Below are 23,638 nucleotides of genomic sequence, written 5' to 3'. Positions count from 1 at the left end.
CGGTTGGCGGACCCTTACATGGGACCGTGCCGATTCCGCTAGTATGCTCGAACACCTGACCGCCACCTGCGAGGGCTGTGACGCCACACTCGACGCGGACCGCCTCATGCTCACCATGCGGACCGAGGGCGGGGCGCGCCGCGCCTACGAGTGCACCTGCGGTGCGGTCACCGTCACCGTCGTTCGCGAGGACTAAGGCCACCGGTCGGAAACCCCGGGGCATGAAGGAGGTCATCCACGCCCGCGGTCACGAGAACGTCTCCGCCGAGCACACGAGCACGTTCGAGGTGACCACCGACGACTACCTCACGCCCGCCGGCGACTGCATCCTCGCCGTCGACGCCGACCGCAGCCCCGCCGACTTCGACCCCGCGTTCGTCGAGGCGTGCCAGACGCAGGGCGCACGCATCACCTTCACCATCGAGGCCGGCGGCTACTCGGACTCGGTGACCGGCCTCGGCCACCCCTCTCTCGAGGTCACCAGCGACCGCAGCATGGTCGGGCGCACCTCCGACTACGTCGACGACCGCACCATCATGCTCGCCGCCCCCCACGCCGCCGAGGGCTTCGACCGCGACCTCGTCGCCGCACTCGCCGAGGGAGCCGAGGCCACCGTGACCCTCGAGGTCGACGCCTGATTCTCCCTCGCCGTGCTCCCCGCCCGGAGCGCGGCGGTTTTGCCGCTCCCGTCCCAAGGCCCGCCCATGTCAGACGACGAGCCTGCCGAGAACATCTCCGGCGGTCCCGGTGGCGGCGGCGTCGCCGCCGAGTTCCAGCCTGGTGAGGGAAGCACCCGCGCCGAGGAGGTCGTCGACCGCCTGGGCGACATGTACTGGCAGAAGGCCTACGGCGGACAGGACGCCTTCGAGTGCCTCGTCCGGACCATCCTGAGCCAGAACACGAGCGACAAGGCGAGCCAGCCCGCCCACGACCAGCTCATGGCCCGGTACGGCCCGGAGGACGAACTGGCCGAGACGCTGGTCGATGTCGCCCGCGACGACCTCGCCGAGACCATCTCCGCGGCGGGCCTCTACAACCAGAAGTCCGAGGTCATCCAGCGCGCCGCCGAGTGGGTCCTCGACGAGTTCGGGTCGACGACCGCCTTCGACGCGTTCGTCCGCGACGGCGACCCCGACGACGTCCGGGATACCCTGCTCGGGGTCAAGGGCGTCGGCCCGAAAACCGCCGATTGCGTGTTGCTGTTCTCGGGCGGCCGCGGCGGCGTCTTCCCGGTCGACACCCACGTCCATCGCATCGCGCGCCGGCTGGGTATCGCCCCCGCCGACGCCGACCACGAGACGGTCCGCGAGTTCCTCGAACGCGACGTGCCGGCCGAGAAGTGCGGCTTCGGGCACACCGCGATGATACAGTTCGGCCGCGAGTACTGCACCGCCCGCAAGCCCGCCTGCCTGGACGACCCGGAGGCCTGCCCGATGGCGGACGTCTGCGAGCAGGTCGGCGTCTACCCCGAGACGGGCGAGGTCGTCGACCCCGCCGACGCGCCCGAGTGAGCGCGCCTACTCCTCCCCGGCTTCCAGTCGGTCCACCAGCTCGTCGAGCACGGCGTCGGCACTCGCGAGGTTCGTCGCCAGTGGGACCTCGTGTACGTCACAGATGCGCAACAGCGCCGCCACGTCCGGCTCGTGGGGCTGTGCGGTGAGCGGGTCGCGCAGGAAGATGACGCCCTCGCAGTCGTCGTCGGCTATCTCGGCCCCGATTTGCAAGTCGCCGCCGATGGGCCCGGACTGCTTGCGTTCGACGTCCAGCCCCGTCGCCTCCATGAGCCGCTTCCCGGTGGTCCCCGTGGCCATCAGGTCGAAGCGCGCGAGGTCGTCGGTCCGATTGTCTGCGAAGTCGATGAGGTCTGGCTTCTTCTCGTCGTGGGCGATGAGTGCGAGTCGCATACGTCTCGTTGCGCGTGGACCGGGCAAGTAACTTCGCGCAGGCGCAGCACTCGCCGCTCCCAGGATAAAGGTTCGTCGGGCGACAGGTATATAATCTAATGCTACCAACTCGTGCCAATGTCGTATAGTCCCTCGACCGAGGGGGCAGACGTGCTCTACGTCGGCTGTAACGACCGTATTCTGTCACTACTCCAGTCACAACTCGGTCGGGATGTCCACCCGGTCGATGGGCCCGATGCGGTCGAGACAGACGATGTCGGGTGCGTGATATGTGTCCACGAGCCACCGGCAATCGACGGACTGTCCGTCCTCGAACAGACCGCACACTGTCCCGTCGTCTTCATCGCCAGTGACGGCACCGAACGACTCGCGAGCGACGCGGTCGCCGCGGGTGCCGACGAGTACATCCCACTCGACGCCATCGACGACGGCGACGAGCTGGACGCCGCGGTGACGCGAGCCATCGCGGACGAGCGATACGTCTACGACGACATCGTGGACCTGCTGCCGGACATGGTCCTCGTCGTGGACCTCGACTCTCGGACGGTCGTCGACGCGAACGAGACCGCCATCAGGCGACTCGGAGACGACCGCGAGGCCATCGTCGGCCGGCAGTTCACCGACTTCCTGCTCTCGGAGGACGCCGAACGCGTCGAGAACCACCTCTCGACAGCCACAACCGAACCGAAGGCGGCCATCGGCGACGGCGGGGTCCAGATTGGGGAACTGCAGACGACCGGAGACGACGTCATCCCCGTCGAGGTGAGCCTCCAGCACCTCCGTACCGGGGACGAGACGCTGCTGCTCGGCGTGTTCCACGACCGGAGCGATGAGCTCCGCCAGAGCGCCGCACTCTCCCAGAACGAGCAGGTGTTCCGGCGCATCACCGAGACGAGTTTCGACATGCTGTACCGCCTCGACGGCGACGGCTGGCTCGAGTTCGTCTCCGACTCCGCCGTCGAGACGCTCGGCTATACCAGGGCCGAGTTCGCCGAGATGCACTTCGCCGAACTCGTCGCCCCGGAGAGCCTTCCCACCGCCAACGAGGTCTTCACGCGGGTACTCGCCGGCGAGACCGTCCATGACTACGAGCTCATCGTCGAGACGAAACGCCGACGCCGGGTCGTGCTCGAACTGAACACGACGCCCGTCCGCCGCGACGACGAGGTCGTCGGCATCCTCGGGGCAGCCCGGGACGTCACGGCCCAGCGCCGCCGCGAGCAGCTGCTCGACGTCCTCCACCGGGTGTTCCGGCACAACCTCCGGAACGACCTGACCGTCATCACCGGCTACCTCGAGGTCCTCGACGGGTACCTCCCGGGCGACCCGGCGGCCCGGTCGGCCTTCGACCACATCGCGGAAACCGTCGCGGGGCTCGACCGGCTCAGCCGGAAGGCCCGGACCGTCAGGCGAGCCGTGGAGCTCGAGTCCGCCGAAGCGCAGGTCGACCTCGTCAGGGTGGTCGAGGAGTGCATCGAGCGTGCGCGCGGCGAGGCGCCGGAGATCGACGTGACGTTCGACCTCCCGGACCGGGCGCGCATCGCTGCCGACGAACGGGTCGTCCTCGCCATCTGGGAGCTGTGCGAGAACGTGAAGAAGCACGCCGGCGAGCGACCGTCGGTGAACGTCTCGATCCGGTTCGTCGACGACGGCGACGAGGTGGAACTGGTCGTCGACGACGACGGCCCGGGACTCAGCGACCAGGAACGGGCGATACTCACCGAGGCCAGGGAGACGGCCCTCAAGCACGGGAGCGGCCTCGGACTCTGGCTGGTCTACTGGGTCACGACCAGCGTGGGCGGGACGGTCGACGTGGACGACACCGACGGAACCCGGGTGCGGCTGTGCTTCCCGGCGGCGGCCGAGACGGCCTGACCGGTCACCGCGCCAGCAGGGCGACTGCGACGACCGCGAACCCGATACCGGCGACGCGCTGGAGCGTCAGCGGTTCGTCCAGTACCGCGATACCGATGGCTGCCGCGACGACGAAGTAGAGCGCCGAGATGGTGGTGACGATACTGGTCGAGCCCCTCGCGAGCCCAGCGTAGAAGGCGACCGCGCCGAGGCCGGCGAACACGCCCGCGACGCCGGCGACGACCAGGCCGTCGCGGGTGTACTCGACCGTCTCCGGCCGCGTGAGGACGTAGCCGAACGCGAGGGCCGACCCCACGAAGTACGAGACGACCATCGCGACCGTCGGGGAGACGCTCCGGGTCGCGAGGTCGGCGACGACGGCCCAGAGCCCCCAGGCGAGCATCGCCAGCACCGCCCACGAGACGGGAGAGTTGAGCATGGTCCCCCGGACCGCCCCCTCGTGGAAAAGCATTGTCACTCCAGAATGACGAGCAGGCGACACTCTCGGGGCGGGACCGTGACACGGTGGGAGTGTCGCACGACCGCGACCACCGTGCCGCCGTGAGCAGGGCACACCGGGCGTGGCCGCGGCTCCGTACTTGAACTCGGGGACCAGAGCGGAGACGAGACCACCGTGGTTCCCGGACGGTTCAGGCGCCCTGACAGTCCGGGTCGTCGGCCCTATGCAGCGTAGGTGGCCGATTGAATCGTCTGGGTGTCCTTGCTACGATGTGACGATGACCAACCAGTTCACTGCCCGCGACCCGACGGAGGGCGAAGCATGTCACTGACCGCCAGCACGGTGCCCGTACTCGAGGGGCTGCTCCCGCTGCTGTTCTCGGGAGACTTCCTCTACTACGGGCTCGTGTTCTTCGTGGTCGCCATCGTGGCCGGCGTCGTCGGGATGCGCGGCGTCGCCGGCATCTCGATGGAGATCGCCAAGATACTCGTCGGCATCTTCCTCATCCTCGCCGTCCTCTCGCTCATCCTGTGAGCGAGCGCGGACCGCGGCCCTACTTGAACCGGAACGTCTCCAGGTTCTTCGGGGCGAACGTCCGCATGTTGAACTCGTGGTACAGCGCCGACGAGAGGTCCTGCACCGAGGACTCGTCGCCGTGGACACAGAGCACCTTCTCCGGGCGCGGGTTCATGGTCCGGACGAAGTCCATCAGGCCCTGCCGGTCGGCGTGACCGGAGAAGCCGTCGACGGTCTCGACGTCCATCTTCATCTTCATCGTGTCGGAGCGCCCGCCACCGTTGCGGCCGTTGACCGGAATCTCGTCCCAGCCGTTCTGGATGCGGCGACCGAGCGTCCCCTGTGCCTGGTAGCCGACGAAGACCAGCCGGGACTTCTCGTCGCTGCCGATGTGGCGGAGCCAGGACATGATGGGCCCGCCGGTGACCATCCCTGACGTGGAGAGGATGATGCAGGGACCGCCGTCGGCGACGTCCTGTCGCTCGTCCTCACCGCCGTCGATGTGGTTGAACTCCTCGGCGAGGAAGGGGTTCTCGTCCTCGTGGAAGATGCGGTCGCGGAGGTCGTCACGCAGGTACTCGGGGTAGGTCGTGTGGATGGCCGTCGCCTCCCAGATCATCCCGTCGAGGTGGACGGGCATCTCGGGGATGTCGCCGTTGCGCATCGCCTCCTCGAGCACGAGCATGATCTCCTGTGACCGACCGACCGCGAACGCCGGGATGAGGACCTTCCCGCCCTTGTCGTGGGTCTTGTTGATGACGTCGATGAGCTTCTGCTCGGAGTCCTCCTGGTCGGTCTGGTAGTCGTTGCGGCCACCGTAGGTCGACTCCATCACGAGCGTCTCGACCCGCGGGAAGTCGTTCACCGCGCCGTTGAACAGGCGGGTGTCCTGGTAGTGGATGTCGCCGGAGAAGGCGACGTTGTAGAGGCCGTCGCCGATGTGGAAGTGCGAGACGGCGGAACCGAGGATGTGGCCCGCGTTGTGGAACGTGAGCTTCACGTCGGGCGCGATGTCGGTCACGTCGCCGTACTCCAGCGGGATGGTGTGCTTGATGGCCTCGCGGACCATCTCGGACTCGTACGGCGGGGTGCGGCCCTCCTTGGCCGCCACGTCGAGGTAGTCGAGCGTGAGCAGCCCCATCAGGTCGCGGGATGGCTCGGTCGTGTAGATGGGACCGTCGTAGCCGTACTTGTAGAGGAGGGGGACCAGCGCGGAGTGGTCGAGGTGGGCGTGGGTGAGGACGACCGCGTCGATGGAGTTGAGGGGGGTCGCCTCGGGGACGTGGAGGTACGGCACCTCGTCCTCGGCACCGGGCTTGTCACCGCAGTCGATGAGGATGCGGGTCTCGGGCGTCGAGAGGATGAAAGAGGCGCGCCCGACCTCGCGGCAGCAACCGAGGGTGGTGATGCGCACCCACTCGTCGTTGGACATCTCCTCGCGGTGGATCTGTCGCCCGACGCGCTCTAAGATGTCGCGGCGCTCCTCGCGCTCTTGCTTGAGGAAGTTCCGGACGTTCGAGACGGTCGAGGACTCGATGGGCGGCGTGCGGACGACCTCGGGGGTCCAGCCGACCTGCTGGGTGATCTCGCGCAGCGTGGAGCCGTGACGGCCGATGACCATCCCCGGCTTCTGGGCCTCGATGACGACCTCGCCGGTGTCGGCGTGGAAGTCGAGGTCGGTGACGCCCGCCTCCTCGGGGATGACGTTCATGACCTTCTCGCGCGCCGATTCCGGCGGCGAGAGGACGTCCGGGTCGGGACGGACGGTGATGCGCTTGCGAAGCTTCGAGGCGAGTTTCCGGATGAGGTCGCCCTGCTGGGCGAACTTCTTCGGGTCGCGCGTGTAGACGACCAGCTCCGGGCCTTCGTACTTGACCGCGGAGACGGAGATGTCGTTGGGAATTTCGCTCGTGATCTCTGCTCGTAATTCTTCGAGTTGTTGGTCTACGGAACTCATATCTCGGGAAAAGGTAGTGCCATGCTGTCCGAATGCGGGCGGCGTCGTCCACCGCACCTGCGGACGGGTCCTTGGATTCCGGTCGCAGGCCGTCCCGGCCTGGCGTTCGACACCGGACAGTCGCGTGGCTGTGTGCCGTGGTGGCTGTCACGGTGGAAACGCTGGAAGTCTGGAGTATCGGCCGGGTACATGTTCGTGGTACCTGCGGTTGGAGCCCGTCCCAGACAGTCGTCTGTGCGGGAGGACCCAGGGAGAACCCGCTTACTCGACGGTATGCCATTCGAGTTATAAAAGCCTTCGCAATACTCAGGGGTGTCACTCCCGAACACCCGCGTATGCAGGTGACACCGGCGCGCGTCGTACAGGAGCGAGACTGGGTCAGAGACCGGGCCGACGTGGTCGTCCCGCTGGTCAACGACATCCGCGAGCGACTGGCCGACCAGTTCGCGGTCCCGGTCGACCCCATCTCGGAGGCACAGTACGTCGCCGCGGTGGACGAGCTGTTCGCCGACGGCGACCGGGCGGTGAACGTCGCGGCCATGGTCGCCATCCTGCGCGACCTCGACGTGGAGGGCGACTACCCGGGCTTCGTCGTCGACGAGGTGCTCGGGCGCGAGCTCGCGGCCACCATCGCGGGCACGCAGCCACTCCGGCTGCTCGGCGAGGCGACGTTCCACTACGCGGACATCATGACCCACGGCGACGACGGGGACGCCGCCGGCGCGGACGACCTCGACGCGGCCCTCGCCGCGGGCTTCCAGGAGGTCATCCCCGGCTGGGAATGGACCGAACGCGAGAGCCCCTTCTCGGTGCCACCGCGAGGTGAGGACGAACCGTGACCGACACGGCCGACCCCGGCCACGTCCGGGACACCTACCTCGCCGCGCTCCAGCACGACCTGTTCGAACCGGAGCCCGACGAGACGCTGGTCGGCGTGGTCCGGCGGCCGACGCGCTGGTTCGGCGGCGCGGTAGACGAGAACCTGCCAGCGCTCGGCCCCCCGGCCGACCTGCTGGACGAGGTGAAGGACGAACAGGAGGCCCTGCAGATGCGGGGCATCTGCGACGAGGAGGCGCACAACGCGGCGTGGGACGCGGTGGACTTCGCGGGCCGCTACCGGGAGCACCTCCGCGAATCGGCCGCGGCCCGGGATGCGGTCGAGGGCCTCCGCGACCGCCTCCGAGACGGCGAAGACCTCGTCCTCGTCTGCTTCGAGAACACCGAGAAGAAGCGCTGTCACCGGACCATCCTGCGCGAGGAACTGGTCGAGGGACTCGACGCGGGAACCAGCTAGTCGGCTGACGGGAACCGCAAACGGTTGTTCGAGCCGGTGGCCGTCGCTGGTCGCGGTGCCGACGGCGGGTGTGGTCTGGCTGGTCGACCGACGTCGGCAGAACTAATCCGGCGGCGGTCCCGACCCCGGGTATGGACGACGCGGGAGCCGACGGAGGCATCGACCAGGCGACGCTCTGTTTCGTCTGCGAGGACGACGAGGTGTTGCTCATCGAGAAGAAACGCGGCATCGGTGCCGGGCTGTACAACGGCCCCGGCGGCAAGGTCGAACCGGGCGAGACGCCGCGAGAGGCCGTGGTCCGCGAGGTCCGCGAGGAGGTCCACCTCGAGGTGTCGGACCTCAGCCGCCTCGGCGACATCACGTTCTACTTCGGCGAGGACCCCCTGTTCCGGTGTCACTGCTACCGGACGGAATCGTACGCCGGCACGCCGACCGAGACGCCGGAGGCCGACCCGGAATGGTTCCGACAGGACAGCGTCCCCTACGACCAGATGTGGGAGGACGACCGCTACTGGCTCCCGCACCTGCTCGACGAGGAGTCGGTCCACGGCCGGTTCGACTTCGACGACGACGGCGACGAGTTGCTGGCGTACGAACTCACGGTCGGCGAGTCGCTCCCGGCACCCTCCGAAACCCCGGTGTGGGAGTAGGCGTTCCCTACTTCGGCACGACGCTGCCGCTCATCCCGTGCTTCTCGAGCAGTTCCTCGAGCGCCGCCTCCGGGTCGCGGACGATGCCGGTCTGGTTCGCGAGGTTCTTCGCGACCGCGGTGTCGCGGTCCCCGAACTTGACGACCCAGAAGTACGGGGTCGACTCGGGGTTCGCCGCGACGAACTCGGCCGGCGTGCCCTCGGCGTGCTCGAACGACTCGAAGAACGCGTCGTCGCCGCCACCGCCGACGAACACCCACCAGAGGTCGTTGGGGCGCTGGTCGGTCGCCGAGGCGACGTACAGCTCCGCGACGGTCCCGGGCACGTCCAGCCGCCGGCTCACGGCGACCGGGCCGGCTCCGTCGTGGGTCGAGAGCGCCTCGAGCCAGATCTCGTGGACGAACGTCGGCACCGTCTCGGACTCGAAGCCGATGAGCAGGCGCTGGTCGGCGAGCAGTTCGAGTTCGGCGAACCGCCCCGGCCGGCCGGGGTAGACGCCCGCGTAGACCCGGTTGCCCGGTTCGAGGGCGTCGACGAGTTCCTGCAGGTCGCCACCGTAGTTCGCCGTCCCGACCGGCATGGCCGCACCGACCCAGTACTTGCCCGGGTCCTCGACCTCGAACAGCGGGTGCAAGAGGAGTTTCTCCTCCTCCGCCCGGAAGCCGAGCACGCGCCACTCCCCCTTGAGCATCTTCGTCACTGTCCCGCCCCCTGCACCGGTTCCCCCGATATCATGTCCTGTAGAGAGGTCTGGCAGGACGATAAGTATGCCGTGAGTAACGACGTGAGTCGGCCGTTACCGGGCGTGTGGCCGGGGCGTGGCTGGCTGGCACACCTTCAAGGGGTTTAAGATAGAGACGGGAGTTTGCTCATACAATGAGTGGAGAGCAGGAACTCGGGATGACCAAGAGCAAGGAGCATCAGACAGGCGAGTGGTACGCCGAGCTCGTCCAGAAGGCGAAGCTCGCGGACTACGCGCCGATGGGCGGGTTCATCGTCACCCGCCCCCGCGGCTACGAACTCTGGGAGCGCCTCCAGGACCACCTCGACGGCTGGTTCAAGGAGACGGGCGTCCAGAACAGCTACTTCCCGGTCCTCATCCCCGAGAGCTACCTCGAACAGGAGAAGGACATCGTCGAGGGGTTCGACCCCGAGGTCGCGTGGGTCACCCACGGCGGCCACGACGAACTGGAGGAGCGTCTGGCGGTCCGCCCGACCAGCGAGTCCATCATCACCCCCTTCATGAGCCAGTGGGTCCGCAGCTACCGCGACCTCCCGCTGCAGCTCAACCAGTGGTGTAGCGTCATCCGCTGGGAGGCGACCGAGACCAAGCCGTTCTTCCGCACGAAGGAGTTCCTCTGGCAGGAGGGTCACACCGCCCACGCCACCGAGGACGACGCCATGGACGAGGTCATGATGCGTCTGGGCCAGTACGAGCAGCTCTACGAGGACGTGCTCGCCATCCCGGTGATGCGCGGCCGCAAGCCCGACCACGACAAGTTCCCCGGCGCGAACAAGACGACGACCGTCGAGGCGCTGATGCCCGACGGGAAGTCGGTGCAGGGTGGCACCTCCCACCACCTCGGCCAGTCGTTCGCGGAGGCGTACGACGTGACGTTCACCGACGAGGACGAGGAGGAGCAGACCGCGTGGACGACCTCGTGGGGGCTCTCGTGGCGTGCCCTCGGCGCGCTCATCATGACGCACTCGGACGACCAGGGGCTCGTCCTGCCTCCGGCACTCGCGCCCGAGCAGGTCGTCGTCGTCCCCATCTACAACGACGACACCCGGGAGGACGTGCTCCAGTACGCGAACGAGGTCGCCGCCGAACTGCAGGAGGACGGCGTCCGCGTCCACGTCGACGACCGCGACGAGCGCAATCCCGGCTTCAAGTTCAACGAGTGGGAGCTCAAGGGCGTCCCGGTCCGCTTCGAGATCGGCGGCTACGAGGTCGAGGACGAGGAGGTCACCGTGGTCCACCGCCCCGACGGCGAGGAGGTCGTCGAGGACCGCGCCGACATCGTCGAGGCCACCAACGAACACCTCGACGCCGTGTACGACAAGCTCTACGAGGCGGCCGAGGAGAACCTCGAGGAGAACGTCCGCGAGGTCGACGAGGTCAACGAGATACTCGGCACCATCGGCCAGCACGGCGGCTACGTGAAGACGCCGTGGTGCGGCGACGAGGCCTGCGAGGAGGTCGTCAAGGAGAAGGTCCACGCCGAGATCGTCATGCTCCCGATGAACGAGGAGGCTGAACCCGACGCCGACGAGTGTACGATGTGCGGTGACGAGGCCACCGAGATCGCCTACTTCGCGAAGTCCTACTGACGCGGCCTGTCTCTTCTCTTCTGTAACGCGACTGCCGGGTGCCAAGAGCAAAGTACCAGTACGCTGCAGTTGCCACCGACCGGGTCCGCGGCGGGGCCCCACGAACGATGAGTGATAGCAACGAACCGGCGACGGCGGGGCGGGACGCAGCGCTCGATACCGAAGACGAATCACTCGGCGAACTCCACGCGGCGACGAGGCGGCTGCTGCGTGCCGACGACCACGAGGACATCCTGACGGTCGCCGGGGAGGCGGCCAGCGACGTGCTCGGGTTCCCCGGGTCGGGCGTCCGGGCCTACGACGCCGAGACGGAGACCCTGCACCACGTCGCGCTGGGCGGGCGCGTCGGCGACATCGAGAGCCGGCCCCCGTACGACGTGGCGGACTCGCCCCACGGCCGGGCCTTCAGGCGCGGCGAGACCGTCGTCGAGGACGTGCCGGAGGACGACCGCTTCGACCGCGATTCGTTCGTCCAGACGATGTACGTCCCACTCGGCGAGCACGGCCTCCTGAGCGTCGGGAAGACAGACGGCGCGTTCACCGAGCGCGAGGTCGCCCTCGCCGAGATCCTGGCGGGGAACACGACGGCCGTCCTCGACCGGGCCGAGAAGCGCCGGCAACTCGCCACGGAGCGGGAACGCCTCGACGAGTTCGCCTCGGTGGTCGCCCACGACCTGAAGAACCCGCTCGGTGCGGTCCGGGGGTTCCTCGACCTCGTCGAGGACACCGGGGACACCCAGTACGTCGGGGACGCCCGGAACGGCCTCGACCGCATGGAGCGCCTCATCGACGAGTTGCTCGCGCTCGCCCGCGACGGCCGGACGGTCGACGAGCAGTCACGGGTCGGGCTCGCCGAGGTGGCCCGCGACGCCTGGGAGACGGCGGACACGGGTGACCTCTCGCTCGTGGTACAGGGCGACCTGACGGTGGTGGCGGACGAAAGCCGGCTGGAACGACTGCTGGAGAACCTCTTCGCGAACGCCGCGACCCACGCCGACGGCTCGACCACGGTGACCGTCGGGGCCCTCGCCGCCGGCGACGACGGAGCCGACGAAGACGCCCAAGAGGGAGACGCCAGAGACGGCTTCTACGTCGCCGACGACGGGCCGGGCATCCCCGAGGGCGAACAGGAGACGGTGTTCGAGACAGGCTACACGACCGCCCCCCGTGGGACCGGCTTCGGGCTGGCCATCGTCGAGCGCATCGCCGACGCCCACGGGTGGACGGCGGCCGTGACGACCGGCGCGGCGGGCGGTGCCCGATTCGAGTTCGCCGGTGTCACGGTCCAGTGCTGACGGATTCCCTCGGTTCTACAAATCGCTCAACTATACTCCTTAAATCCACTAGTATGTGTTATTAATACCCTTAGTCATTGAGGAGTAGCCTCTTATACGAGTGCGTGGCAGCAATGCACATGACTCAGCCACACCGGGCAGCCCCTGCCTCGCAGGGACTGGCCGACCCCACCGACGAACGCTCGAACTGCGGCGTCGGGGTCGTCATGAACCTCGACGGCGCGACCGACCACGACGTGGTCGCGGACGGACTCCAGCTCCTGCAGAACCTCGAACACCGCGGGACGACCGGCGCCGAACCGAACACCGGCGACGGGGCCGGCATCCTGCTCCAGACGCCCGACGCCTTCTTCGCGGACGAGGTCCCGGTCGACCTCCCCGACGCGTACGCTGTCGGCTCCTTCTTCTTCCCGCAGTCGACCGCGGCCCGTGAGGACCTCCAGTCGCTGGTCGAGTCCCACCTCGGCGAGCGCGACCTCGAGGTGCTGCACTGGCGCGACGTGCCGACCGACAACGACGGCCTCGGCCAGACCGCACTCGACTCCGAACCGGACGTCTGGCAGGCGTTCGTCGTCCCGGCCGATGGCGTCTCCAGCGACGAGTTCGACCGCGCCCTCTACGAGGCCCGACGAACCATCGAGAAGAGGGTCGAGGACGACGGGTACGACGGTGCGGAACGCTTCTACATCTGCTCGCTGGACCGCAAGACGGTCGTCTACAAGGGCCTGCTGACGGGCGAACAGGTCCCCTCGTACTACCCCGACCTGCGCGACGACCGCGTCACCTCGACGTTCGTGATGGTCCACGAGCGCTTCTCGACGAACACGCTGGGCGCGTGGCACCTCGCCCACCCCTACCGCGGTATCATCCACAACGGCGAGTTCAACACCATCCAGGGCAACGTGAACTGGATGCGGGCCCGCGAGACCGACCTCGAGTCCGACGACCTCGACCTCGACGCGGTCACGCCCATCATCCAGGACCCGGACCAGTCCGACACCGCGAGCGTCGACAACGCGCTCGAACTGCTCACGCAGAACCGCGACCTGCCCCACGCCCTCCGGATGCTCGTCCCAGAGGCGTGGCGCGGCGACGACGACATGGACCAGGCACGCAAGGAGTTCTACGACTTCCACGCCTCGCTCGTCGAGCCGTGGGACGGCCCCGCGCTCGTGGCGGCGACCGACGGCGAACGCGTCGGCGCGGTACTGGACCGCAACGGCCTGCGTCCGTGCCGGTACGACGTGACCACCGACGACCGGCTCGTCATGGCCAGCGAGGCCGGCGCGCTGGAGATCGACGAGGCCGACATCGAGGAGCGCGGCCGGCTCCAGCCGGGCCAGCTCTTCCTCGCCGACCCGACCGAAGGTCGCGTCGTCCCCGACGCCGAGGTCTTCGAGGACCTCACCGACGAGAAGTACGGCGAGTGGGTCGCCGACGAACAGGTCGAGCTCGAGGACGAGGCCGACCCCGAGGACGTGCGACCCGGTGCGTTCCAGGGCGACCTGCGCGCCACGCAGGCCGTCTTCGGCTACACCCACGACGAACTCCAGCACATGATCGAGCCGATGAGCAAGAAGGGGAAGGACCCCGTCGGCTCGATGGGTGACGACACGCCGCTGTCGGTGCTCTCGGACTACAACCGCCCGCTGTTCTCGTACTTCAAGCAGCTGTTCGCGCAGGTGACGAACCCGCCGCTGGACTACATCCGCGAGGAACTCGTCACCTCGCTGGAGACCCGGATGGGCTACCAGCGCAACATGCTCGGCGAGTCGCCCGAGCACGCCCGCCAGCTCGTCGCCGACTCGCCGGTCCTCACCGACACCGAGACGGCGGCGGTCAAGGACCTCTCGACCAACGGGCTCTCCTCGACGGTCGTCGACACGACCTTCGCCCCCGATTCGGACCTCGAGAGCGCGGTCGAGCGCGTCCGCGAGGACGCCGCGGCGGCCATCCGCGACGGCGCGGACGTGGTCGTCCTCTCGGACCGGACCGTCGGCGAGGACCGGCTCCCGGTCCCGTCGCTGCTCGCGATGGGCGCGGTGCATCACCATCTCGTCCGCAACGGCCTGCGCAACCACGCCGGCGTCGTGGTTGAGTCGGGCGACCCCCGCACCGTCCACCACGTCGCGACCCTCGTCGGCTACGGCGCCGACGCCATCAACCCGTACCTCGCGTTCCAGACCATCGAGGACATCACCGCCGGCGCCGACGGCGCGGAACTCGCGGCGGCCATCGACGCCTACATCGACGCGGTCGAGAGCGGCCTGCTGAAGACGATGGCCAAGATGGGCATCTCGACGGTCGAGAGCTATCAGGGCGCCCAGATATTCGAGGCCGTCGGCCTCGACTCCGACTTCGTCGCGGAGTACTTCGAGGGCACCGAGAACCGCACCGAGGGCATCGGCATCGACGACATCGAAGCCGACCTGCGCGACCGCCACGCCGCCGCCTACGGCGAGGACCCCGACCTCGACCGCTCCGGCGAGTTCGAGCACCGCTCCGACGGCATCCGCCACGGCTGGAACCCCGAGACGGTCGGGACGCTCCAGCAGTCGGTGCGGGCCGGCGACTACGAGCGCTACGGGGACTTCGCCGAACTCGTCAACGACCAGAACGAGGAACTCCAGACGCTGCGGGGCCTGCTCGACTTCGACTCCGACCGCGAGCCCATCCCGGTCGAGGAGGTCGAACCCATCGCGGACATCGTCGAGCGCTTCTCGACGGCCGCGATGAGCCTCGGGAGCCTCTCGCCGGAGGCCCACGAGAACAACTCCATCGCGATGAACCGCATCGGCGGGAAGAGTAATTCAGGAGAGGGTGGCGAGCCGCCGGAACGCTTCGGCACCGAGAAGGAGTGTACCGTCAAGCAGGTGGCCTCCGGGCGCTTCGGCGTCACCTCGACCTACCTCGCCAACGCCGACGAACTCCAGATCAAGATGGCCCAGGGGTCGAAGCCCGGCGAGGGCGGCCACCTCCCCGGCGAGAAGGTCAACGAGATGATCGCCCACGTCCGCAAGTCGACGCCGGGCGTCGGCCTCATCTCGCCGCCGCCGCTGCACGACATCTACTCCATCGAGGACTTAAAGCAGCTCATCTTCGACCTGAAGGCGTCCAGCCCCGACGCGGACATCAACGTCAAGTTGGTCTCGGAGGCCGGCATCGGCACCATCGCGGCCGGCGTCGCGAAGGCCAACGCCGACGTGGTCCACATCTCGGGCCACGACGGCGGGACGGGTGCCTCGCCGCGCACCTCCATCAAGAACGCGGGCCTGCCGTGGGAGCTCGGCCTCGCCGAGGCCGTCCAGATGCTCCGCGAGACGAACCTCCGCGACCGCATCCGCGTCTCGGTCGACGGCGGCATGAAGACCGGCCACGACGTGGCCGTCGGTGCCCTGCTCGGCGCCGAGGAGTACGTCTTCGGGACCGCGTCGCTGGTCACCTCCGGCTGCGTGATGGCCCGGCAGTGCCACAAGAACACCTGCCCGGTCGGCGTCGCCACCCAGCGCGAGGACCTGCGCGAGCGCTTCCCCGGCCAGCCCGAGCACGTCATCAACTACATGACGTTCATCGCCCAGGAGCTGCGCGAGATCATGGCCGAACTCGGCTTCGAGACCGTCGAGGAGATGGTCGGCCGGGTCGACTGCCTGACCCAGCGCGAGACCGACCACCCGAAGGCCCGCCACCTCGACCTCTCGTCGGTGCTGGCCGACGTGGGCGAGGGCCCGCGCACCAAGGTCCGCGAGCAGGACCACGAACTCGACGACCACCTGGACCACGACCTGCTCGAGGAGGCCCAGCCGGCCATCGACCGCGAGGAACCGGTCGGCATCGCCACCGAGGTCACCAACACCGACCGCACCGTCGGCGCGATGCTCTCGAGCGCCATCTCCAGCGAGTACGGCGAGCGCGGCCTGCCCGACAACACGGTCAACGTCTCCCTGCGCGGGACCGCCGGCCAGTCCTTCGGCGCGTTCCTCGCACCCGGCGTCGCGCTCCACCTCACCGGTAGCGCGAACGACCACGTCGGCAAGGGCCTCTCCGGCGGCCGCATCGCCGTCGAGACCCCGATGGACGCCGGCTACGAGCCCGTCGACAACGTCGCGGTCGGCAACGTCGCGCTCTACGGCGCGACCGACGGCGAGTGCTACGTCAACGGCGTGGCCGGCGAGCGCTTCGCGGTCCGGAACTCCGGCGCGACCGCGGTCGTCGAGGGCGTCGGTGACCACGGCTGCGAGTACATGACCGGCGGCGTCGTCGCCGTGCTCGGCGACACCGGGAAGAACTTCGCCGCGGGCATGTCCGGCGGCATCGCCTACGTGCTGGACGAAGCGGGCGACTTCGAGGACCACGTCAACACCGGCATGGTCCACGTCGACCACGACCTCGACGAGCGCGACCGCGCGATGCTGAAGCGCCTCGTCCAGAACCACCGCGCCTACGTCGACTCCGGGCGCGCGGCCGACCTGCTCGAGAACTGGGAGGCCACGCTCGACGCCTTCGTGAAGGTCATGCCCGACGCCTACGAGCGCGTGCTGACCGAGGAGGACGCCGAGGACGTGCGCGAGAACCTGCCCGACAGCGCGACCGTCGAGAGCGAGTCCGCCGCGGCCGGGTTCGCCTCCAGCGACGACTGAGGCCCGGTCCGAAACACCACGCACCGCGCCGGAATCAGCACCGTTTTTCCCGCCTCTCCCATCCCACCAGCCATGGACACAGCGATGGTCATCGGCGGGACCCGCTTCATCGGCCGCCACACCGTCTCGGAACTCCTCGAACACGACTACGAGGTCACGATATTCAACCGCGGAAACCACGAGAACCCCTTCGCGGACGACGACCGCGTGACCCACGTCGCGGGCGACCGCACCGACGACGGCGACCTCGCCTCGGCCGCCCACGAGGTCGACCCGGACGTCGTCATCGACTGCGTGGCGTACAGACCGCGCGAGGTCCGCATGGCCTGCCGCGTCTTCTCGGACGTCGACGCCTACGTCTACATCTCCTCCGGCGACGCGTACGGCCGCGAGGAGATTCCCAAGCGCGAGGGCGTCACGCCGATGCGCGAGTGCACCGACGAGCAGGCGAAGGACGACTCCGACGAGACCTACGGCAACCGCAAGGCCGAGGGCGACCGCGCCGTCTTCGCGGCCGCCGAGGACGGCGTGAACGCGATGTCGGTCCGGCCCTGCATCGTCTACGGCCCGCACGACTACTCCGAGCGACTGGACTTCTGGATCGACCGCGTGAACGAGTACGACCGCGTCGTCGTCCCCGGCGACGGCACGAACGTCTGGCACCGTGCCTACGTCGAGGACGTGGCGTCCGCGCTCCGAACCGTCGCCGAGGAGGGCGAGGCCGGCGAGGTGTACAACGTCGGCGACCAGCGCCTCGTGACGCTGGAGGAGATGGTCGAACTCGTGGCGGACTGCCTCGATACGGAGGTCGAGGTCGTCCACGCCTCCGAGCGCGAGCTCTCCATCGGCGACCTCTCGGGCGAGGACTACGTGCTCTATCGCGACTACCCGCACGTCCTCGATACGACCAGGCTCGCGTCACTGGGCTGGGAGTCGACCCCGCTCGCCGAGGCGATGCAGCGCGCGGTCGACGACCACCTCGACTCCGAGCGCGACGGGAGCGAGCACGACCCCGGTCGCGAGAACGAGGAGCGCGTGCTGGGCGTGCTCGACACGCTGTGAGGAACTGATACCTCACCGCGGCGTCGACAGTGGCTATGCCGGCACAGTGCCAAGGAGTCGCATGGTCCCCGAGCAACCAGACCTGCCGCACGACCCGGACGAGAACCCCACGTTCTGCGTCGAGGACGACGACGCCGGCCACGTCGAGGAGTACGGTCCCGAGGACTACGTCGACTACGAGTACTCCGAGGACGGGAACTGGCTGGTCCTGACCGTCGAGACCGACGACGGGCTGCTGGCACAGAAGCGCTTCTTCATCGGGTACCCGGCCTGAGAGGCCCCTTGCCGGCGGATAGCCGTGTCTCCGTCACGCGCCGGCCCCGGAATCGAGACGAAAAAGAGTTACCTGTCTCACCGATGACTGTCACGTATGTTCACCAAATCGACGTGGATCCGGCTGCCACGCAACGTCGTGGTCGGCCACGGCGTCCTCGACCAGACCGTCGAGGCCGTCGAGGAGCTCCACCTGCACGGGCGACCCCTCATCGTGACGAGCCCGACACCGCGCCAGATCGCGGGCGAGGCCATCGACGAGCAGTTCGCCGAGGCCGGGCTCGACGCCGAGACGGTCGTCGTCGAGACGGCCAGTTTCGACGCGGTCGAGCGCGTCATCGGAGTCGCCGAGGAGATGGACGCCGGCTTCCTGCTCGGCGTCGGCGGCGGGAAGGCCATCGACATCGCGAAGATGGCGGCGGACCACATCGGCCGCGGGTTCGTCTCGGTCCCGACCGCGGCGAGCCACGACGGCATCGTCTCCGGGCGCGGGTCTGTCCCCGAGGGTGATACCCGTCACTCGGTCGCCGCGGACCCGCCGCTGGCGGTCGTCGCGGACACCGAACTCCTCGCGGAGGCGCCGTGGGAGCTGACGACGGCGGGCTGTGCCGACATCATCTCGAACTACACGGCCGTCATGGACTGGCGGCTCGCCAACCGGCTGAAGGACGTGGAGTACTCGGAGTACGCGGCCGCGCTCTCGGAGATGACCGCCGAGATTCTGGTCGACAACGCCGACCTCGTCAGGCCGGGGCTCGAGGAGTCCGCGTGGGTCGTCACGAAGGCGCTCGTCTCCTCGGGCGTCGCCATGTCCATCGCCGGCTCCTCGCGACCTGCCTCCGGCGCCGAACACCTCTTCTCGCACCAGCTCGACCGCATCGCGCCCGACCCGGCCCTGCACGGCCACCAGGTCGGCGTCGGCTCCATCATGACCGCGTACCTCCACGAGGGCGACCGCGGCATCTGGACCGACATCCGCGACGCGCTCCGGAGCATCGACGCGCCGACGACCGCCCGCGAACTCGGCATCGACGCCGACACCGTCATCGAGGCGCTGACGACCTGTCACACCATCCGCGACCGCTACACCATCCTGGGCGACGGGATGAACGAACGTGCGGCTCGCGAGGTCGCGACGAAGACCGGCGTCATCGAGTAACGGTCCTGGCCGGCGAGCAGTTGCCAGCCGACGCCCCACGCCAGACTATCCTTCGTCGGCGTACTCGCGTGCCCCCTCGATGGTGGCCATCGCGTCGTCGCCGACACCCAGCCGCCCGAGCGTGAGCAGCCCCGCGACCCCGCCGAGGGCGAGCCGGAACCAGAACGTCGCGATGCGGAAGAGGACGATCGCCGCGCCGAGCGCCCCCGCCTCCGCGCTGCTCAGGAGCGCGACCAGCCCCGAGAGCGTCGCCTCGATGCCGCCGATGCCGCCGGGGACCGGGAGGACGGTCGCCACGCCCGAGGCCGGGACGGCCAGCGCCGTCACCGCAGGGTCGGGTGCGAGCCCGACGGCGACCAGCGACAGCGAGAACGTCGCGACCATCGCCAGCCAGCCCGAAAGGGAGAGACAGAACGAGAGCCCGACCGCCCGCGGCGCGGCCGCGAGCGCCTCGCCGGTCTCGACCGCGCGGGCCAGTCGGGCGTCGACCACCGCGGGCGCGAGGGCCGCGTCGAGCCGGCTTGAGTACGGGCCGAGCCAGCGACGGAGCACGGCCGCGAGCCGCCGGATGGTGCCCTCGAGGCCGGAGGGGTCGAGCGCCAGCCCGACCAGCACCGCGACCGCGGCCGCGACCCCGAGCGCGAGGACGCTGGCGAACCGGAGGAGCCACATCGGGAGCGGGCGCGTGAGCGCGACGGCGACGAACCCGCCGCCAGCCACGAGGACGCTGGCGACGAAACTGAGGACGGCGACGACGGTCGTCGCCAGGAGGGTGCGTTCGACGGCGGCGTCGGAGTACCGCGAGATGACGTACGCGAAGATGGCGGGGCCGCCGGCGTTCCCCAACGGGACCGCCTGCTTGAGGAAGACCCCGGCGAGGTAGATGGGGACGAACCGGCCGGCGTCGGGGGCGCCCGGGACCGCACGGACCAGGACGTAGGTCCCGGCGGCGTAGCTCCCGACGGACAGCGACGAGGCGGCGAAGAGGAGCACGACCGTCGGCCCGTCGGCCGCGAGGACGTGCCCGAGCAGCGACTCCCAGCCGACCCCCAGCCCGAGCACCGCGAGGATGACGAGTCCGCCGAGCAGGCCGGCGACGAACTCGCGGTGTTCCATGGCATGGCTGTCGGGCGACCGTCACAAGAGAGTATCGACGCGCCGGCCCGGTGCCCGGTCGATAGGGCGACTGCGCAGGGCGGGGTGGGCCGGGTCGAGAGCCCCTCAGACGTGCTCGGCGAGGAACTCCGCGACCGCGGAGTACGCCTCGATCTTGTTCTCCAGTTTCGAGAGACCGTGGCCCTCGTCCTCGAAGATGAGCTCGCGGACCGGGACGCCCTGTTCGCGGGCCTCCTCGACGATCTGGTGGGCCTCGCTGACCGGGACGCGCGGGTCGTTCTCGCCGTGGATGACGAACAGCGGCGCCTGGATGGCCTCGATGTTGTTGATGGGCGAGATGGACTCGAGGAACTCACGGTCGTGCTCCAGCGAGCCGTACTCGGCCTCGCGGAGCTTGCGCCGCCACTCGCCGGTGTTCTCGAGGAACGTGACGAAGTTCGCGATGCCGACCACGTCGACGCCCGCGGCCCAGAGGTCGGGGTACTCGGTCAGGCACGCGAGCACCATGAACCCGCCGTAGGACCCGCCCATCGCCACCAGCCGGTCGTCGTCGACCGCCGGGTGGTCGTGGAGCCAGTCCACGCAGGCGCGGATGTCCTGCACCGAGTCCATCCGGTTGCGGACGTCGTCGAGGTGCCCGTACTCCTTCCCGTAGCCCGACGAGCCGCGGACGTTCGGCTCGAAGTAGCCGTACCCGCGGTTCAGGAAGTACTGCTTGATGGGGTTGAACGACGGCCGGCGCTGTGACTCCGGGCCGCCGTGGATGGAGACGATGACCGGCGCCGGGCCGTCGTCGTCCTCGGGGAGCGTGAGGAACCCGGGCACGTCCAGCCCGTCGAAGCTCTCGACGTGGACCAGTTCGGGCTCGCGGAACGAGGACTCCGGGATGCCCGCCGTCGCGGCGTAGGTCCAGCGCTCGGTCTCGCCGGTCGTCGTCTCGACGACGTAGACGTTGGTGTTGACCGCGGCGCCCGTGGCCGTCACCGCGAAGCGGTCCGCGTCCGGCCCCCACGAGACCCCGCCGGCGATGCCCTTCGGCAGGTCGGGCGTCGGGTAGGTCTCGTAGCTGGTCGGCCCGGTGAACTCCCCGACCGTCAGCTCGGTGAACCCGTCGACGTTGCGCGAGTAGACGAAGCGCCCGGTGTCCTGGTCGAGCGCGATGCCGTCGACGTTCCAGCCGTCGCCGTCGACGACGGTCTCCAGCTCCAGCGTCTCGAGGTCGAGCCTGGCGAGGTACAGCGTGTCCGACCCGTCGTCCGTGCTGACGTAGAGGGCGTCGCCGTCGGGCGCCCACGTCGCGCTGTAGAACCGGACGTTGCCCTCGTGGGGCGTGACGTGGCGCATGTCGCCGGCCTCCAGGTCGAGCACGTAGAGGTCCTGGTCGAAGTTCGAGTACGCCTGCGAGACGATGAGCCGCGAGTCGTCCGGGCTCCAGCCGCCGACGGTCAGCCAGCCGTCGCCCTCGTGGACCAGCGTCGCGTCGTTCCCGCGCTCGTCCCGGCCCTGGACGTACACGTCGAAGACGCTCTCGTCCCGCCGGTTCGAGGTGAACGCGAAGCGCTCGCCGTCGTGGCTCCAGCCGCCCCAGCGATGCTTCGCGTCGGGGTGTTCGGTCAGGTTCACCTCCTCGCGGCCGTCGCCCGAGAGCCGGTAGAACTGCTGGCGCTCGTTGCCGCCCCGGTCCATCCCGAAGACGAGTTCGTCGCGCTCTGGCGACCACGACGCGAAGGTGACGCGCTCGTCGTAGAAGGTGCGCTGGTCGGGCCAGCCGCCGGGTTCGTCGATGGTCCAGACCTGCGAGACGCCGGTCGTGTCCATCAGGAACGAGAGTCGCTCCCCGTCCGGCGAGAACGAGGCGGACCCGGCACTGCGGATGTGGAGATACCGCTCGATGTCGTAGGACATACACTACCATGCGTCACCACGGCGTTAAGCGGTTGTGGTGTCGGGTGGTCTCGTGGCGTTCTCGGCGGTGACTGCCCGAACGAGTGGGAAAAGGGAGGGATTTTTAATACGTCATGCGGTGCCACTCGATACGAGCAATGCGTATCGCCTTCGTCTCGCTGGAGACAGCCCTGCACTGCGACTACGAGGCGATAGACCGCCTCACGCGGACCGCAGAGCTGCTCGCGGGACGTGGGCACGACGTCGTCTGGTACTGCGCGAAGTGGTGGACCGGAGAGAAGGCGGAGTGGGAGCACGAGGGCGTGCGCTACCGGGGACTCGTCGACGACCTCGACGACACGCGGAAGTTCCGCTACAGCCTGACCGTCGCGCTACCGAAGTTCTCGCCCGACGTGGTCCACGCCGGCGCCATCCCGCCGAGGCAGGTCTCCGCCGCGAGCAAGGGCGCACGCGTCGCCCGCGCACCGCTGATCACCGACTGGTACGGCGACGCCGCGAACGTCCGGCGGACCCACCGGAAGGCGCTGAAGAAGTCCGACGCGGTGGTCACCCCCTCGCGCCTCGTCCAGACCCGCGTCTGGGAACAGGGCCTCGCCGAGGACGAGGTCGAGGTCGTCCCGAACAGCGTCGACATGGACTACATCGAGTCGGTCGACCCGGTGAACGCCGGCGACATCGTCTACTCGCGGAAACTGGACGAGGGCGCGAACCTCGAGTCCGTCCTGCTCGCGCTCGCCGAACTCCGGCAGGTCGACTGGTCCGCCGTCGTGGTCGGCGACGGGCCCGAGCGCGAGAACTACGAGCGACAGGCCCGGGACCTGCGCATCGACGACCGCATCACCTGGCTGGGCGAGTGCGACCGCGAGCAACGCGTCGCCGTCTACAGGGGGGCACACGTCTTCGCCCAGACGGCCCACGAGTGCCTGTTCGCGACCGAACTCCTCTGGGCGCTCGCCTCTGGCTGCATCGGCATCGTGGAGTACCACGCCGACTCGGCGGCCCACGAACTCGTGGAGTTGCGCCAGATGGACGCCGAACGCGGGTTCCGTACCACCAGCGAGCAGGAACTCGCGGACGCCATCAAGGCGGCCGCGGACATGCCGCACAAGACGGTCGACGAGGACTTCGCCGAGTTCGACCACCGTCCCGTCCTCGAACGCTACCTCGACATCTATCGCGAGGAGATGGACGCCGCGGGACTCTTCTGACGGGGTGAGCCACGAGC

21 protein-coding genes are annotated in these 23,638 nt (G+C 68.9%); 15 read left to right on the top strand and 6 right to left on the bottom strand.

The annotated features are described in order from the left end of the window. Positions 1-43 precede the first annotated feature (43 nt). From NOV86_RS16205 to NOV86_RS16195, 3 genes are all read left to right on the top strand, one after another. Positions 44-196 carry a hypothetical protein gene (locus NOV86_RS16205; RefSeq protein ID WP_267642658.1) on the top strand — a complete coding sequence of 51 codons (153 nt, stop codon included), beginning with the start codon at positions 44-46 and terminating at the stop codon, positions 194-196. Positions 197-221: 25 nt separating this feature from the next. Beyond that, positions 222-638: a DUF371 domain-containing protein gene (locus NOV86_RS16200; protein ID WP_267642657.1), complete on the top strand. Its 417-nt coding sequence runs from the start codon at positions 222-224 to the stop codon at positions 636-638. Between the two features lie 66 nt (positions 639-704). Further along, the gene (locus NOV86_RS16195; RefSeq protein ID WP_267642656.1) at positions 705-1,511 is read left to right on the top strand and encodes an endonuclease III domain-containing protein; all 807 of its coding nucleotides are present in this window, start codon (positions 705-707) and stop codon (positions 1,509-1,511) included. Between the two features lie 6 nt (positions 1,512-1,517). Here the strand turns inward: NOV86_RS16195 and NOV86_RS16190 are convergent, their stop codons facing one another. Beyond that, positions 1,518-1,904, bottom strand: a complete 387-nt coding sequence (locus NOV86_RS16190; RefSeq protein WP_267642655.1) for a methylglyoxal synthase — start codon at positions 1,902-1,904, stop codon at positions 1,518-1,520. A gap of 117 nt (positions 1,905-2,021) precedes the next feature. Between NOV86_RS16190 and NOV86_RS16185 the strand changes: the two genes are divergently transcribed. Further along, positions 2,022-3,779 carry a hybrid sensor histidine kinase/response regulator gene (locus NOV86_RS16185; RefSeq protein WP_267642654.1) on the top strand — a complete coding sequence of 586 codons (1,758 nt, stop codon included), beginning with the start codon at positions 2,022-2,024 and terminating at the stop codon, positions 3,777-3,779. A 4-nt stretch (positions 3,780-3,783) separates the two neighbouring features. On the opposite strand, the gene NOV86_RS16180 is transcribed toward NOV86_RS16185, so the two are convergent. Then, positions 3,784-4,197 (bottom strand): EamA family transporter, encoded by a 414-nt coding sequence (locus NOV86_RS16180; protein WP_267642653.1) that lies wholly within the window; start codon positions 4,195-4,197, stop codon positions 3,784-3,786. Positions 4,198-4,539: 342 nt separating this feature from the next. Between NOV86_RS16180 and NOV86_RS16175 the strand changes: the two genes are divergently transcribed. Next, a complete protein-coding gene (locus NOV86_RS16175; RefSeq protein WP_267642652.1) occupies positions 4,540-4,752 on the top strand; it encodes a DUF1328 family protein in 213 nt (70 codons plus the stop codon). Positions 4,753-4,771: 19 nt separating this feature from the next. On the opposite strand, the gene NOV86_RS16170 is transcribed toward NOV86_RS16175, so the two are convergent. Beyond that, a complete protein-coding gene (locus NOV86_RS16170) occupies positions 4,772-6,691 on the bottom strand; it encodes a beta-CASP ribonuclease aCPSF1 (protein ID WP_267642651.1) in 1,920 nt (639 codons plus the stop codon). A gap of 335 nt (positions 6,692-7,026) precedes the next feature. On the opposite strand from NOV86_RS16170, the gene NOV86_RS16165 reads away from it, so the two are divergent. The 3 genes from NOV86_RS16165 (at position 7,027) to NOV86_RS16155 (ending at position 8,635) form a co-directional block, all read left to right on the top strand. Continuing rightward, entirely contained in the window at positions 7,027-7,530 is a 504-nt protein-coding gene (locus NOV86_RS16165) for a DUF7984 family protein (protein WP_267642650.1), read from the top strand. Continuing rightward, positions 7,527-7,985 (top strand): DUF488 family protein, N3 subclade, encoded by a 459-nt coding sequence (locus NOV86_RS16160; RefSeq protein WP_267642649.1) that lies wholly within the window; start codon positions 7,527-7,529, stop codon positions 7,983-7,985. Before NOV86_RS16165 ends, NOV86_RS16160 begins: the two co-directional genes overlap by 4 nt. A gap of 131 nt (positions 7,986-8,116) precedes the next feature. After that, a complete protein-coding gene (locus NOV86_RS16155; RefSeq protein ID WP_267642648.1) occupies positions 8,117-8,635 on the top strand; it encodes an 8-oxo-dGTP diphosphatase in 519 nt (172 codons plus the stop codon). 7 nt (positions 8,636-8,642) lie between these two features. On the opposite strand, the gene NOV86_RS16150 is transcribed toward NOV86_RS16155, so the two are convergent. Continuing rightward, positions 8,643-9,326, bottom strand: coding sequence for a hypothetical protein (locus tag NOV86_RS16150; RefSeq protein WP_267642647.1), 684 nt, complete (start codon positions 9,324-9,326; stop codon positions 8,643-8,645). A gap of 185 nt (positions 9,327-9,511) precedes the next feature. Between NOV86_RS16150 and proS the strand changes: the two genes are divergently transcribed. The 6 genes from proS to NOV86_RS16120 all read left to right on the top strand — a co-directional run bounded on the left by proS (position 9,512) and on the right by NOV86_RS16120 (position 19,392). Continuing rightward, positions 9,512-10,966, top strand: a complete 1,455-nt coding sequence (proS, locus tag NOV86_RS16145) for a proline--tRNA ligase (RefSeq protein WP_267642646.1) — start codon at positions 9,512-9,514, stop codon at positions 10,964-10,966. Positions 10,967-11,073: 107 nt separating this feature from the next. Next, positions 11,074-12,261 carry a sensor histidine kinase gene (locus tag NOV86_RS16140; protein ID WP_267642645.1) on the top strand — a complete coding sequence of 396 codons (1,188 nt, stop codon included), beginning with the start codon at positions 11,074-11,076 and terminating at the stop codon, positions 12,259-12,261. Between the two features lie 119 nt (positions 12,262-12,380). Further along, a complete protein-coding gene (gene gltB / locus NOV86_RS16135) occupies positions 12,381-16,898 on the top strand; it encodes a glutamate synthase large subunit (protein ID WP_267642644.1) in 4,518 nt (1,505 codons plus the stop codon). A 72-nt stretch (positions 16,899-16,970) separates the two neighbouring features. After that, entirely contained in the window at positions 16,971-17,960 is a 990-nt protein-coding gene (locus NOV86_RS16130) for an NAD-dependent epimerase/dehydratase family protein (protein WP_267642643.1), read from the top strand. A gap of 61 nt (positions 17,961-18,021) precedes the next feature. Next, the gene (locus NOV86_RS16125; RefSeq protein ID WP_267642642.1) at positions 18,022-18,234 is read left to right on the top strand and encodes a hypothetical protein; all 213 of its coding nucleotides are present in this window, start codon (positions 18,022-18,024) and stop codon (positions 18,232-18,234) included. A gap of 96 nt (positions 18,235-18,330) precedes the next feature. After that, on the top strand, positions 18,331-19,392 hold the full coding sequence (locus NOV86_RS16120) for an NAD(P)-dependent glycerol-1-phosphate dehydrogenase (RefSeq protein WP_267642641.1): 1,062 nt from the start codon (positions 18,331-18,333) through the stop codon (positions 19,390-19,392). Positions 19,393-19,437: 45 nt separating this feature from the next. Here NOV86_RS16120 and NOV86_RS16115 read toward each other — a convergent pair whose 3' ends face one another. Together NOV86_RS16115 and NOV86_RS16110 are read right to left on the bottom strand one after the other, a co-directional pair. Next, positions 19,438-20,508, bottom strand: coding sequence for a lysylphosphatidylglycerol synthase transmembrane domain-containing protein (locus tag NOV86_RS16115; RefSeq protein ID WP_267642640.1), 1,071 nt, complete (start codon positions 20,506-20,508; stop codon positions 19,438-19,440). A 105-nt stretch (positions 20,509-20,613) separates the two neighbouring features. After that, entirely contained in the window at positions 20,614-22,413 is a 1,800-nt protein-coding gene (locus NOV86_RS16110; RefSeq protein ID WP_267642639.1) for a S9 family peptidase, read from the bottom strand. Between the two features lie 137 nt (positions 22,414-22,550). On the opposite strand from NOV86_RS16110, the gene NOV86_RS16105 reads away from it, so the two are divergent. Continuing rightward, on the top strand, positions 22,551-23,621 hold the full coding sequence (locus NOV86_RS16105) for a glycosyltransferase (RefSeq protein ID WP_267642638.1): 1,071 nt from the start codon (positions 22,551-22,553) through the stop codon (positions 23,619-23,621). Positions 23,622-23,638: the final 17 nt, after the last annotated feature.

The sequence above is a fragment of the Haloarchaeobius amylolyticus genome, assembly GCF_026616195.1.
Taxonomy (GTDB): domain Archaea; phylum Halobacteriota; class Halobacteria; order Halobacteriales; family Natrialbaceae; genus Haloarchaeobius; species Haloarchaeobius amylolyticus.
This window is presented reverse-complemented; position numbering and strand designations above follow the sequence as displayed.

Bases quoted from the DNA above. Each gene is read 5' to 3' on its own strand.
- NOV86_RS16105 (WP_267642638.1), top strand. From the start codon at position 22,551: ATGCGTATCGCCTTCGTCTCGCTGGAGACAGCCCTGCACTGCGACTAC.
- NOV86_RS16110 (WP_267642639.1), bottom strand. From the start codon at position 22,413: ATGTCCTACGACATCGAGCGGTATCTCCACATCCGCAGTGCCGGGTCC.
- NOV86_RS16115 (WP_267642640.1), bottom strand. From the start codon at position 20,508: ATGGAACACCGCGAGTTCGTCGCCGGCCTGCTCGGCGGACTCGTCATC.
- NOV86_RS16190 (WP_267642655.1), bottom strand. From the start codon at position 1,904: ATGCGACTCGCACTCATCGCCCACGACGAGAAGAAGCCAGACCTCATC.
- NOV86_RS16185 (WP_267642654.1), top strand. From the start codon at position 2,022: ATGTCGTATAGTCCCTCGACCGAGGGGGCAGACGTGCTCTACGTCGGC.
- NOV86_RS16125 (WP_267642642.1), top strand. From the start codon at position 18,022: ATGGTCCCCGAGCAACCAGACCTGCCGCACGACCCGGACGAGAACCCC.
- NOV86_RS16195 (WP_267642656.1), top strand. From the start codon at position 705: ATGTCAGACGACGAGCCTGCCGAGAACATCTCCGGCGGTCCCGGTGGC.
- proS (WP_267642646.1), top strand. From the start codon at position 9,512: ATGAGTGGAGAGCAGGAACTCGGGATGACCAAGAGCAAGGAGCATCAG.
- NOV86_RS16130 (WP_267642643.1), top strand. From the start codon at position 16,971: ATGGACACAGCGATGGTCATCGGCGGGACCCGCTTCATCGGCCGCCAC.
- NOV86_RS16165 (WP_267642650.1), top strand. From the start codon at position 7,027: ATGCAGGTGACACCGGCGCGCGTCGTACAGGAGCGAGACTGGGTCAGA.
- NOV86_RS16170 (WP_267642651.1), bottom strand. From the start codon at position 6,691: ATGAGTTCCGTAGACCAACAACTCGAAGAATTACGAGCAGAGATCACG.
- NOV86_RS16140 (WP_267642645.1), top strand. From the start codon at position 11,074: ATGAGTGATAGCAACGAACCGGCGACGGCGGGGCGGGACGCAGCGCTC.
- NOV86_RS16155 (WP_267642648.1), top strand. From the start codon at position 8,117: ATGGACGACGCGGGAGCCGACGGAGGCATCGACCAGGCGACGCTCTGT.
- NOV86_RS16175 (WP_267642652.1), top strand. From the start codon at position 4,540: ATGTCACTGACCGCCAGCACGGTGCCCGTACTCGAGGGGCTGCTCCCG.
- NOV86_RS16180 (WP_267642653.1), bottom strand. From the start codon at position 4,197: ATGCTCAACTCTCCCGTCTCGTGGGCGGTGCTGGCGATGCTCGCCTGG.
- NOV86_RS16205 (WP_267642658.1), top strand. From the start codon at position 44: ATGCTCGAACACCTGACCGCCACCTGCGAGGGCTGTGACGCCACACTC.
- NOV86_RS16150 (WP_267642647.1), bottom strand. From the start codon at position 9,326: ATGCTCAAGGGGGAGTGGCGCGTGCTCGGCTTCCGGGCGGAGGAGGAG.
- gltB (WP_267642644.1), top strand. From the start codon at position 12,381: ATGACTCAGCCACACCGGGCAGCCCCTGCCTCGCAGGGACTGGCCGAC.
- NOV86_RS16120 (WP_267642641.1), top strand. From the start codon at position 18,331: ATGTTCACCAAATCGACGTGGATCCGGCTGCCACGCAACGTCGTGGTC.
- NOV86_RS16200 (WP_267642657.1), top strand. From the start codon at position 222: ATGAAGGAGGTCATCCACGCCCGCGGTCACGAGAACGTCTCCGCCGAG.